The organism is Allorhizobium pseudoryzae, from assembly GCF_011046245.1.
GTDB lineage: Bacteria > Pseudomonadota > Alphaproteobacteria > Rhizobiales > Rhizobiaceae > Neorhizobium > Neorhizobium pseudoryzae.
In genome coordinates this window covers 2,782,097-2,794,263 of sequence record NZ_CP049241.1, presented here as the reverse complement: position 1 = coordinate 2,794,263, position 12,167 = coordinate 2,782,097, and the positions used below count along the sequence as shown (strand labels likewise).

The 12,167-nt window shown below is 63.6% G+C and carries 10 protein-coding genes; 4 read left to right on the top strand and 6 right to left on the bottom strand.

Annotated elements, in window-relative coordinates; genetic code table 11:
* Positions 1-348: 348 nt before the first annotated feature.
* Together fumC and G6N78_RS13480 are read left to right on the top strand one after the other, a co-directional pair.
* Complete coding sequence (gene fumC / locus G6N78_RS13485) at positions 349-1,737, top strand: class II fumarate hydratase (protein WP_165219202.1); 1,389 nt, start codon at positions 349-351, stop codon at positions 1,735-1,737.
* Between the two features lie 276 nt (positions 1,738-2,013).
* Positions 2,014-3,084, top strand: a complete 1,071-nt coding sequence (locus G6N78_RS13480) for a GGDEF domain-containing protein (protein ID WP_165219200.1) — start codon at positions 2,014-2,016, stop codon at positions 3,082-3,084.
* Positions 3,085-3,128: 44 nt separating this feature from the next.
* Here the strand turns inward: G6N78_RS13480 and G6N78_RS13475 are convergent, their stop codons facing one another.
* The 3 genes from G6N78_RS13475 to G6N78_RS13465 form a co-directional block, all read right to left on the bottom strand.
* Positions 3,129-3,737 (bottom strand): pyridoxamine 5'-phosphate oxidase family protein, encoded by a 609-nt coding sequence (locus G6N78_RS13475; RefSeq protein WP_165219198.1) that lies wholly within the window; start codon positions 3,735-3,737, stop codon positions 3,129-3,131.
* 74 nt (positions 3,738-3,811) lie between these two features.
* Positions 3,812-5,023: a low temperature requirement protein A gene (locus tag G6N78_RS13470; protein WP_165219196.1), complete on the bottom strand. Its 1,212-nt coding sequence runs from the start codon at positions 5,021-5,023 to the stop codon at positions 3,812-3,814.
* 6 nt (positions 5,024-5,029) lie between these two features.
* Positions 5,030-5,428 (bottom strand): gamma-butyrobetaine hydroxylase family protein, encoded by a 399-nt coding sequence (locus tag G6N78_RS13465; RefSeq protein WP_165219194.1) that lies wholly within the window; start codon positions 5,426-5,428, stop codon positions 5,030-5,032.
* A 201-nt stretch (positions 5,429-5,629) separates the two neighbouring features.
* Between G6N78_RS13465 and moaA the strand changes: the two genes are divergently transcribed.
* On the top strand, positions 5,630-6,616 hold the full coding sequence (gene moaA / locus G6N78_RS13460; RefSeq protein ID WP_234905964.1) for a GTP 3',8-cyclase MoaA: 987 nt from the start codon (positions 5,630-5,632) through the stop codon (positions 6,614-6,616).
* 216 nt (positions 6,617-6,832) lie between these two features.
* Here moaA and G6N78_RS13455 read toward each other — a convergent pair whose 3' ends face one another.
* Both G6N78_RS13455 and G6N78_RS25995 read right to left on the bottom strand, forming a co-directional pair.
* Positions 6,833-8,407, bottom strand: coding sequence for a PQQ-dependent sugar dehydrogenase (locus G6N78_RS13455; protein WP_165219190.1), 1,575 nt, complete (start codon positions 8,405-8,407; stop codon positions 6,833-6,835).
* Positions 8,404-9,111, bottom strand: coding sequence for a DUF2231 domain-containing protein (locus tag G6N78_RS25995; RefSeq protein WP_306416196.1), 708 nt, complete (start codon positions 9,109-9,111; stop codon positions 8,404-8,406). The genes G6N78_RS13455 and G6N78_RS25995 overlap by 4 nt, the downstream gene beginning before the upstream one ends.
* On the opposite strand from G6N78_RS25995, the gene G6N78_RS13445 reads away from it, so the two are divergent.
* Positions 9,098-9,472 carry a hypothetical protein gene (locus G6N78_RS13445; RefSeq protein ID WP_234905800.1) on the top strand — a complete coding sequence of 125 codons (375 nt, stop codon included), beginning with the start codon at positions 9,098-9,100 and terminating at the stop codon, positions 9,470-9,472. The genes G6N78_RS25995 and G6N78_RS13445 overlap by 14 nt on opposite strands.
* 55 nt (positions 9,473-9,527) lie before the next feature.
* Here the strand turns inward: G6N78_RS13445 and G6N78_RS13440 are convergent, their stop codons facing one another.
* Positions 9,528-12,071 (bottom strand): methyl-accepting chemotaxis protein, encoded by a 2,544-nt coding sequence (locus tag G6N78_RS13440; protein ID WP_165219184.1) that lies wholly within the window; start codon positions 12,069-12,071, stop codon positions 9,528-9,530.
* Between the last annotated feature and the right edge of the window lie 96 nt (positions 12,072-12,167).

The following is a 12,167-nucleotide window of genomic DNA, read 5'->3' as shown; positions in this document are numbered from 1 at the left end:
CGCGACGTGAAAAGTAAACGAAAGGCAGCACGTCAGTCGCGCTTACGGGCAGCGGCCACCGCCAATCGTTTCCAGAACCTTAAGAAAGCATTCGTTAAATTTTTACTGACGCCGCCTTACCATCCGGCCTTCAGTTCATCTGAAGACCGCATTGCTCCGCACAACTTTTTGCGAGCGTGACCGGAAAAGCACGGCAAAAGCGACCGGATTGACACCTTCGCAGTGCTTGCAGTCGCCAGTCTTTCGTATAGTAATTCGCCCGCCCGGGCTCGCGGGGCGTGATGGCGGCATGGTCCGCCGGCCCTTTCGAGACCCTACCCCGATCCCGTGTAACACAGAGGCAGACCGATGACCACGCGCACCGAAACCGATACCTTTGGCCCGATCGAGGTCGCCAGCGACCGCTACTGGGGCGCCCAGGCCCAGCGCTCGCTCGGCAACTTCAAGATCGGCTGGGAAAAGCAGCCGCTCTCCGTCGTGCGCGCGCTCGGCATCGTCAAGCAGGCGGCCGCCCGCGCCAACATGGCGCTTGGCGGCCTCGACGCCAAGATCGGCGAGACCATCATCGCAGCCGCCCAGGAAGTCATCGACGGCAAGCTGAACGACCACTTCCCGCTCGTCGTCTGGCAGACCGGCTCCGGCACGCAGTCGAACATGAATGCCAACGAGGTGATCTCCAACCGCGCCATCGAAATGCTGGGCGGCGTGATGGGCTCGAAGAAGCCGGTGCATCCGAACGACCACGTCAACATGAGCCAGTCGTCGAACGACACCTATCCGACGGCCATGCACATCGCCTGCGCCGAACAGATCGTCCGTCACCTGATCCCGAGCCTCAAGCACCTGCATGCGGCGCTCGATGCCAAGTCGAAGGCCTTCGCCCACATCATCAAGATCGGCCGTACGCACACGCAGGATGCCACGCCGCTGACGCTCGGCCAGGAATTCGGCGGCTATACCGCGCAGGTCGCCTCCGCCATCAAGCGTCTCGAAATCTCGCTGTCCGGCCTTTATGAACTGGCCCAGGGCGGCACCGCCGTCGGGACCGGCCTCAACGCACCGGTCGGCTTTGCCGAAAAGGTCGCGGAAGAAATCGCCAAGATCACCGACCTGCCCTTCGTCACGGCCCCGAACAAGTTCGAGGCGCTGGCCGCCCATGACGCCATGGTCTTCGCGCACGGCGCGATCAACGCCGCGGCTGCCGCCCTCTTCAAGATCGCCAACGACATCCGCTTCCTCGGCTCCGGTCCGCGTGCCGGTCTCGGCGAACTGGCCCTGCCGGAAAACGAGCCGGGCTCCTCAATCATGCCGGGCAAGGTGAACCCGACGCAGTCGGAAGCCCTCACGCAGGTCTGCGCCCACATCTTTGGCAATCACGCCGCGATCACCTTTGCCGGCAGCCAGGGCCATTTCGAGCTCAACGTCTACAATCCGATGATGGCCTACAATTTCCTGCAGTCGGTGCAGCTTCTGGGCGATGCCGCCGTCTCCTTCACCGACAATTGCGTGGTCGGCATCGAAGCGCGCGAGGACAACATCAAGCGCGGCGTCGAAAACTCGCTGATGCTGGTGACGGCGCTGAACGGCAAGCTGGGCTATGACATCTGCGCCAAGATTGCCAAGACCGCACACAAGAACGGCACGACGCTGCGCGAAGAAGCCGTCGGCGGCGGTTATCTGACCAACGAAGAATTCGATCAGTATGTCCGCCCGGAAAACATGATCGGCCCGAAGTAAAACGAATCGGATACGAAACGGGCGGCCAGAAGGGCCGTCCGTTTTTCTTGCGGCGGGCTTCTTTACGCCCCGAAGACACAACTGAGAGATTATGAAAATTTTTTCTGCACGGTGGAACTGTTTTTCAAGTCTATGATATTGCGTTGATATTAGGGAAGCAAAATCTTCCATAGCGCTTTGAACAAGTTGTTGAAACTACACAATTTTAATGATTTCCAAAGAATTCCGAGCTAATCCTACCGACTGCTAATCACATAAGACTGTCGGAGTTGAGGGATGACAACGGCTGTTGCGCCAAAGGTGCAGGTCTCCGATATAACGAGTCAGATCGTACACGCTATGCGCGCAATGGGCGCCTCGCCCATTCCGAGAAACTATAATCTTTTTTACGAAGCCTATATCGGTACCAATCCGGAATTGACGCGAGAACTTGCGCTTCTCGGCTCCCATGCAACCCAGGAAGAACTCGACAGCCTTGCGGCGACCTTCCTCGGGACGGGGCAGAGCAAGGCCGTTGAAAAGGCGCATGCCGAGTTGCTGGGCCAACTCGATGCGCTGCTGAAACTGCTTCAGCAGGAACAGTCGTCGCTTCACAGCTATAACCGGCTGCTCGACGAAACGGCCACCCGCATCAACTCGAAGAGCCACACCTCCTCAGATCTCCTGCGGAGCGCAATCGTGCTCCTGACTCAGGCAACGGGTGAAACCATTGCCAATGGCGAACGGACGGTCGAGGGCGTGGCGAAGAAATCGCACGAGATGGAGCAGGTGCGGCGCGAACTGGACGAGTACAAGCGGATCGCCAACACCGATTCACTCACGCGCCTGTCGAACCGACGCGCCTTCGACGAGAAATTGAGCGCGCTGTATGACGATCCGATGCGCCTGCCGCTCACGGCGCTGGTGCTGGCCGATATCGACAATTTCAAGCGGATCAACGATACCTGGGGCCATCCGGTCGGCGACAAGGTGCTCGCCTCCGTCGCCGCCGTGATCCGCACGAACGTCCGCAAGGACATCTTCATCGCCCGCACCGGCGGCGAGGAATTCGCTCTCGTCATCGAAGGCAACACGCCCGAAGAAGTGATGGCCATGTGCGAACGCGTCCGCCGCGCGCTCGAAAGCCGCCCCTTCCGCAATTCGCGCACGGGCATCGATTACGGTCCGGTCACGCTGTCGCTCGGTTATGCCACCGGAAGCCAGGCGGAGGATGCGGGGGATCTCTACGCCAAATCGGACACCGCGCTCTACGCCGCCAAGAATGCCGGTCGCAACCGCTCGGTTCTTTACGAGGACGGCATGCGCAAGGACTATGCCGGCAAGGGCTGGCTCATCTACAAGAAATAATCCGGCCAGCCGGTTCACCAGAGGGGTTCACCGCGCAGGTGGGCTCACCACATGGTGGCCGCGGCCCGCGCCGCCCACTGGCGGTCATAGGTGTCCTTGTCGAAATCCGATTTTGCCGCCTTCAGCATGTCACCCGCGCTTGGAAGCTGGGCCGGATCAACGAAATGCTCCGGGTTCCACAGATCGGCGCGCATCACCGCCCGCGCACACTGGAAGTACACCTCGTCGATCGTCACCACGACAACGGTGCGCGGGTGTTTGCCGTCCATCTCGAAACTTTCAAGAAGCGTCGCGTCGATCGAGACGACCGCACGGCCATTGATGCGCATCACCGTGTTCGAGCCCGGAATGAGGAACATCAGCGCCACGCGCGGGTCACGGACGATGTTCATCAGCGAATCGACCCGATTGTTGCCGCGCCAGTCGGGCACTGAAACGGTCTTCTCGTCCTCGACGCGCACCACGCCGCCGAGATCGCCGCGCGGCGAGCAGTCGAGCCCTTCCGGTCCGACCGTTGCCAGCGCCACGAAGGGCGAGGCCTCGATATAGGCACGGTATTCGACGGTCAGCTGCGGCGTCACCTTGATGAGCGAAGCGTCCGATGCGCCGGCGTAGATCTCGCGCAACTGGTCCGGGCTGGTGATGATGGACATGCTCTTCCTCCGGGTCTGGGCGGCGGCACGCTATCCCCGTTGCGGTTTGCACTCAAGCGTCTGTCTTTGCGAAACTACTCGCTCTCCAGCTCGCCCACCTCGTCGGAGGCGTGCGGCGTCTGCGCCAGGCCGCGATATTCGAGGATCGCCACCAAAAGCAGGGCCGCCAGACCGACGAGCCCGGTCCAATAGGTCGCAACGGAAAGCCCGACCGGCATGAACAGCAGCGCGACCCCGATGCCGGCCAGGTGCGACCGCGGCAGCCTGCCCGTCGTCACCCGCTTGACGAAGAGATTGCCGGCGAGGAACAGGACCGGGCCGCCGAGGATCACCAGCGCCCGGGCCGCATCGCCCGTCTCGCCCGGATGGGCCAGCAGATGCTCGGCCGAGATTGCCGCCAGAATCACACCGGCCACCACCGGCATGTGGCCATAGGTGAAGACATGCAGCGCAAGCTCCCCCGGCTCGTCCGTTTCTTCCATTTCCCGTTTCGTCTTGACCTGACCGAAATGAAAATAGATCCACCACATCGAGACGCTGGCGAGAAAGGCGCCGACGAAGGTGGCGATCACCAGCCACGAAAGATCCTCGTCGGCAAAACTGCGGCCGATCGCCAGAATGCTCTCGCCGAGGCAGATCATCACGAACAGCGCACAACGGTCTGCCATGTGCTCGCCGGAAATCTTCCAGTCGCTCGCATGCGACCGGTCAAGCCCCGGCACGAAGAAGCGCACCTCGGGGGCGGCATATTCGATGGCAAGCGCGATGAACCAGAGGGTAAGCCGTATCGCCTCGCCGCTCAGCGCCCCCCACAACCAGAAGACCGCGGATAAGCCGAACCACAGCGAGACACGCACGAAATTGCGCCGCACCTCCGGCAGCACGTTGCGGAAGGCATAGATTGCAAACAGCGACCGCCCCAGCTGCATGGCGATATACGCGCCGGCAAACATCAGCCCCTTGGCCCCGAACGCATCGGGGATGGCAGACGACATCAGGAGGCCGAAGAACATCAGGCCGAACAGCATGGCGCGGATCGGCATGCGGGCGGGATCGAGCCAGTTGGTCACCCAGGCGGTGTGGTTCCACACCCACCACAAGGCGAGCGCGATGACGCCGCCTTCCACAAGGCGCGACAGCGAAAACTCCTCGACGATGAAATGCGAAAGCTGGATCAGCGAAAAGACGAAAACAAGGTCGAAGAAGAGCTCGGGAAACCCGACCTGCCTGTCTTCCTGATCCTCGTCGCGCAGCCAGTGCCTGCTGCTGTCCACGCCCTTCGTCATCGGCACCTATCTGGCGATCGCCGGGTTGTCGCGGTTCATGCCCTTCTCGGCAAGCTCGGCCTCATAGGCGGCAAACAGCCGCGCGCCGTCCTCTCCCAGTTCGCGCAGGTAACGCCAGGTGAAGATCCCGCTGTCATGTCCGTCGTCGAAGGCGATCCGCACCGCATAATTGCCGGCCGCCACAACGTTGCGGATCGAAACGTTGCGCTTGCCGGGCACGGTCACCTTCTGGCCGGGCCCATGCCCCTGCACTTCCGCCGAAGGAGACAGCACCCGCATCGTCTCGGCGGGAATGGCAAAGCGGGCACCATCGTCGAAGCTCACCGTCAGGGTGCGGCGATCCTCCGAAACGCGCAGTTCGGTCGGCCAGGCATTGTCTGCGGCCGGATTGTCCAAGCTTTCCATTGTCGGGATCCATCCATTCTGAACACATTACATGGCGCGCAAACGCATTGCTGCAAGAGCCGCGGCCGGCACGCCTTCCCTTCGTATCCGCCTTGACGGCAGCCAGTTCAAGACCCATCTTGGACGCATGGAGAGATTGCCTTGAACAGCCTCGTCAACACCCCCTCGCCCGCTGCCCGCCTGACTGCCGGTCAGGAGTCGATGATCGACCCGTTCGGTCGCGCCGTCACCTATCTGCGCGTCTCGGTGACGGATCGCTGCGATTTCCGCTGCACCTATTGCATGGCGGAAAACATGACCTTCCTGCCGAAGAAGGATCTTCTGACGCTGGAAGAACTCGACCGGCTCTGTTCCGCCTTCATCGCCAAGGGCGTGCGCAAGTTGAGGCTGACCGGCGGCGAACCCCTGGTGCGCAAGAACATCATGTTCCTGGTCCGCGCTCTCGGCCGCCATATCGAGGCAGGCCGGCTGGAGGAGCTGACGCTGACGACCAATGGCTCGCAGCTCGCGCGGTACGCAGACGAGTTGTATGCCTGCGGCGTGCGGCGCATCAACGTCTCGCTCGATACGCTAAACGCCGACAAATTCCAGGCGATCACCCGCTGGGGCAATTTCGACAAGGTGATGGAAGGCATCGAGGCGGCGCAGAAGGCGGGCTTGAAGATCAAGCTCAATGCGGTTGCGCTGAAAGGCTTCAACGACCACGAGATTCCAGAGATGCTGCGCTTTGCCCATGGCCGCGGCATGGATCTGACCGTCATCGAGACCATGCCGATGGGCGAGATCGATGAGGATCGCACCGACCAGTACATGCCGCTGTCGGAACTCCGGCAAAACCTCGAACAGCAGTTCACGCTGACGGAAATCCCCTACAAGACCGGCGGCCCCGCCCGTTATGTCGAGGTCAAGGAGACCGGCGGACGCCTCGGCTTCATCACGCCGATGACGCATAACTTCTGCGAAAGCTGCAACCGCGTCCGCCTCACCTGCACCGGCACGCTCTACATGTGCCTCGGCCAGAACGATGCCGCGGACCTGCGCACGGCGCTGCGCGCCTCGCCGGACGATGGTTACCTCTCCGCCGCCATCGACGAAGCGATCACGCGCAAGCCGAAGGGTCATGATTTCATCATCGACCGCAACAATCGCCCCGCCGTTGCCCGCCACATGAGCGTGACCGGCGGCTGACGCCGCGTCAGCCTTGTACCCCTCCCGTTACGTCATCAGACCCGGACCCGACGTCAGGCCGCTGGATAGCACCCTGACGTCGGGTCCAGGCCAAAATCTTGTCGCACTGGTCCGTGGGAACGAGGCGTGCGCCAGTTCCCCTTCTCCCCGTCAGAACGGGGAGAAAGTGGCGGCAGCCGGATGAGGGGCCGCTTCACCCCCCCAAACACGAAACCCTCAATTGCCGGGTGCGGGATCCTGGAGGCCGACCGCCGGTGCGATCTGCATCTGCGCCGGGACGCCTCCTGTGGCAGCATCACCCGCAGCCGCGCCGCCGGCCGGTGCGGCAGGGGATGGTGCGGCGCCCGTCGGTGCCGCCAAGGCAGGTGCGCCCGTTGCCCCAGTCCCTGCCGCCTGCGTCGAGCCTGTCGGCATCTGGTCAGTGCCAAGCGGCGATGGGGTCACCGAACCATCGGCGGCCGCCACCCGCCACACCGTATTGCCGGCATCATCGGCCACCAACAGCGCGCCGGTGCCATCGATACCGACGCCGACCGGACGTCCCCGGGCCGTGTCCCCGTCGAGGAAACCGGTCACCACATCCTGCGTCTTTCCGGAAGGCCGGCCGTCAGCGAAGGGCACGTAGGTGACCCGGTACCCGTTGAAGTGGTCGCGGTTCCAGCTGCCGTGTTCGCCGATGAAGGCGCCGTTGGCATAAGGCTGAGGCAGGGCCGAGCCCATGGAAAAGGTGAGGCCCAGCGCCGCCACATGGCTGGACAGGGCGTAATCCGGCGGGATCGCCTTTTCCACCATATCGGGCCGTTGCGGATGCACCCGCTTGTCCACGTGCTGGCCGTAATAGCTCCACGGCCAACCGTAGAAGGCGCCGTCCTTCACGGACGTCATGTAGTCCGGCACGAGGTTGGGACCCAGTTCATCCCGCTCGTTGACCACCGCCCACAAGGCACCGGTCGTCGGATTGAAGGTCAGCCCGTTCGGATTGCGCAGGCCGGAGGCATAGACGCGGGCGGCTCCGGTCTGCCGATCGACCTGCCAGATTGCGGCACGGCCCTTTTCCGCTTCCAGCCCGTTCTCCACGATGTTGGAGTTGGAGCCGACCGAGACGTAGAGGAACCGCCCGTCGGGGCTCAGCGCCAGGTCCTTCGTCCAATGGTGGTCGATCGGCCCACCCGGCAGCGGCGTCAGCACGCGCGGCTTGGCGGTGATCTCGGTTTCGCCGAGGCGGTAGGGATAGGCCAGAATGGCATCGGTCGCCGCAACGTAGAGCGTATCATCGGCAAAGGCGACGCCAAACGGCGAGTTGAGCCCGGTCAGCAGGTCGTGCCGCTCATCGACGGTTCCGTTACGATCGGTGTCGCGCAGCAGCGTGATGAGATTGCTCTCCTTCTTCGGTCCACCGGTATCGCCATGCGCGATCGACATGATCCAGCCGCGGATGAAATCCTTCGGCCGCGAGGTGGGCTCGCCTTCCGGCGCGCGCGATTGGATCACCAGAACATCGCCATTGGGCAGCGTGTGCACGGTGCGCGGATTGGCAAGATCCTTGGCATAGGCGCTGATGGTCAGGCCATCGGCGACCGTCGGCATCTCGCCCTCTTTCCAGCCCACGACCTCGGCCACCTTCAGGTCCGGCAGCAGCGACTGGCTGGGTTCGGGCAGCACGGGATCGGGACCGATCTGCTGGGCGGGCTCGACCGGACCGTCCTGGGTCCAACCCGCAGACGGAAGAAGCGCCGTCACGGCGACGCCAGCGGCAAGGATGCGCCAGAAGCGCGAACGGATATCGGTCATGAAACCCTCCTGTAGATAACCGGGCGGCGTGCCGCGAGCACCAGCGTGACAATCATCACCAGCATGGTCAGGGCCGAGGCTATCAGGCCGTTCGGCACGACGGCCGTCCATCCGTCTCCGGCATGGATCAGGCTGTTCACCACGGAGATCAGCAGCATGATGATGAAACCGATACTCGCGGCGATCCCCGGCATCAACCGGCGCGAAACCGGGCGCAGCCAGTCGAACAGGCCGGTCAGAACCGCAAGGCCGCCGAACACGCCGCCGGCAAACAGAAGCCAGGCGGAAAAATTCTGCCACATCAGGTTTGCGGTTCGCCAGAACAGGATGTCGGTGATCAGCGCCAGCGTGAAGCAGACGAAAGGAAATGGCACGAAAAGCGCCGAGGCACGGTGCCCGCGATGGACAACCGTTTCGTTGTAGGTAGTCGCCATGATCGTAATCTCTGTGGTCGGAGGTGAAGATCCATCGGCGTTACGCATGAGGCGGGCCTTTTGTTCCCTCGCCCGCCCCGGCAGCCGCAACAGACGCAGCCAGGCTGACCGCGCCGATGCCTGATGGCGCTCGCTGCAAAAGACATGCACGACGGCAGCAAATGGGCTAGGGAACATCTCCATGACAGGGAACGCCTTTGCCCCAGAACCATCCGCCATCGCGGGCCGCAGCTGCTCAGGCTGCACGGCCTGCTGCGTGCTGCCGGACATCGAGGCGCTGCAGAAGCCGGCGGATCGGCCCTGCCCGCATTGCAGCCTCGGCACGGGCTGCAATGCTTACGAAACCCGTCCGCAGCCCTGTCGGGATTTTCTCTGCCTCTGGGTGAGCGACGACCAGTTGCGGTCCGAATGGCAACCCTCCCGCAGCGGCATGCTCGTCTACCGGCAGGGCGCCCAGTTGACCGTGCTCGTCGATCCGTCCCGGCGCGGCATCTGGCAGAGCGAACCCTATGCGGCCGATCTCGCGCGCATGGCAGAGACCGTCGAGGCGGATGGCGGCTACCTCATCCTCTTCTGCGGCGAGATGGTTGAGCGGATTCGCCCGATCCCGGCAGCCGCCGTCCGGACATGAAAAGCCGCCCCGGCGTCAGACCGGAGCGGCGCGAGGATCAGCCCCTCAACGGGGATCAGGCGGCGCGGTACCGCCCTGCCGAACCAGAACCTTCCCCAAAGGACTGCCCGGTCTTGAAGTGCTCGATCTTGTCGGACAGCGCCTCCACCCGACCGCGCAGGCCGTGGATTTCGGCGGTATTCTCCTCAACCATCGCCGCATTGCGCTGCGTGATCATCTCCACCTCGCCCAGCGCCTGGGAGACCTCGTTGATGCCGACAGACTGTTCGCCGGTGGCCGACGAGATGTCGGACACGAGCTTCTGCACGGTGCCGATATGCGCGATGATTTCGGTAAGAGCCGTGCCCGTCTGTTCAACAAGATGCACGCCGTTTGAAACCTGCTGGGCGCTGGCGGAAATCAGGCCCTTGATCTCCTTCGCCGCATTGGCGCAGCGCTGGGCCAATTCCCGCACCTCCTGCGCCACGACCGCAAAGCCACGGCCTGCCTCGCCGGCCCGCGCCGCCTCGACGCCGGCATTGAGCGCAAGCAGGTTCGTCTGGAAGGCGATTTCGTCGATGACGCTGATGATCGTCGAGATCTTTTCCGACGACCGGCTGATCTCGCCCATGGCCTGGATCGCGCTCGTCACCACCTGGCCGGACTGGCTGGCAAAGGCCTCGGTCTGGTTGACGGACTGGGCGGTCCGCTGGGCGCTGCCGGCGGTCGATTTCACGAGGTCGCTCAGCTGGCGAAGCGCGCGGGTGGATTGCTCGAGCGCCGCCGCCTGCTGTTCCGTGCGGCGTGCCAGGTCGTCGGCGGACGCGGCGAGATTGCCGGTGCCGCTGTTGATGTCGTCAGCCACGGCGCGCACATCGGCAAGCGTCGCACGCAGCGTCCGCACGGCTTGGTTATAGGTGCGGGCCATCTCGATGAAATCGGCCGGGAGGTTGTCGCTCATCTCGCGCTCCAGGTCACCGTCGGCCAGGAGATGCAGCACGTCGGAGAGCGCCGACAGCGCCTGGCGCTGCTCGTTGGAAACGCGGGCGCGTTCGCTCGCCCGCTGCTCCTGTTCGGCAGCGGACGCTTCGCGGGCGGCATTCGCCTCCTGCTCCAGCCGCACGTTTTCCAGTGCCGCATCGCGGAACACGCTGACCGAGCGCACCATGTCGCCGATCTCGTCGCCGCGGTCGCGGCCCTCGATCCGCACCTCCAGGTCGCCGCTTGCAAGCCGCGTCATGATCTCCGTCACGCGGCGCAGCGGTGCACGCAGCGTCTCGACCAACATCAGCGCGCCGACAATCGCCAGCAGCGTTCCGATGACCGTCGCGGCAACCGAAAGGTTGGCGGAGCGTTCGCTGTCCTGTTTGCCGGCCTCCTGCGCCTCCGCGACGAAGGTCTTGAGCCCCTGCATGCCACCCGCCAGTGTGTCTTCGGCCACCTTGCGAGCGGCTTTCCACTTGGCGGACAGATCGAGAAGGCCTTGCGACTTCTTCGTCAGGTCGTCGAGGATCGGCAGAAGCTGCGGCGAAAAATCCTTCATCGTCGGGTTCTTCTTGCCCAGGTCTGACACCTGCTGGCTCGCCGCCGTCAGCGCCCGCACCGTGGACAGGAATTCCTCACGCGACTCGCTCGAAAGCGCCGTGCGCAGACGTTCCGTATGAAGCTGCAACAGGTCGTTCAGGCGAAACGCCTCGCCAAGCGCCGTCAGCAGCTTGCGGTTCAGCTGAAGGTCATCTTCCAGATTGGCAAACCGGTCGGCGGCGGCGGAGGTGCTCTTGTCCATCTCCTTGAGGAACACGTCGCGCACCGGCACCATGGTGCCGACAACCTCGCGGATGGCGGCGGCCTTCTCCGGCGCGGCCTTGTCACTCTTGATCAGGGCGTCGATGCTGGCCACCTGCTGCTTGACCGCATCCAGCATGCGCAGCACGCGGGACGAGGCTTTGCCTTCGACCTTGGCGAATTCCTTCTGCATCAGCACGAGATAGGTGGCGGCCGCACGCGGCAGCGTTTCATCCTCGCTCACATTCTTGACCGCATCGGCAAGGGCATCGATCCGCGCCGCGACACTTTTCAGAACATAGGCGTCGAAGAGCGAGCCCTTGGCAAACTTCTCCTTGCCCTCGCCTTCCTTGCGCACGGTTTCGAACTGGTTGCTGACCGCGCCGGCGAGCACGCGGATCTCGTCCACGCCCGCCTCCATGGCCTGCTCGGTGCGGGTGATGCTGCGTTCCACATCCCAGAGACCGGCGGCGGCCTGCCGAAGCGCCGGTGCAGTCTGCTGGACGACCGCCAGGCGCTGTCTGTCCTCCGGCGTCGCCACGAGCTCCTCCAGCGTCTTGATGCCGGCCTCCTGCGCGTCGATCGCGGTGGTGAGCGTCTTCAGGGTCGTATTGGTGGGCGACGCCAGGAAACCGAGCAGGGCTGCCTGCAGCCGCTCAAAGTCACCGATGTTCTCGATGGTGGCGCGCGTTACCGTCATGTGGCCGTTCAGCATCCGCGCGGTGTAGAAACCGGCCAGGCCGACGCCCGCGATCAGAAGGATCAGCGGCACGACGAACAGAAGAACCTTGGTAACGATCCGGCGGCTCTGCAGCAGACGATCCAGGAACGACATTGCATCTCCCCATGCATGCCGGCGGCTCCATGGTCATTGGAGACAGGTCAAGCGTCGCCCCACCTCATGCGGGCCCGCTCAAAGTGGCCAAAACAT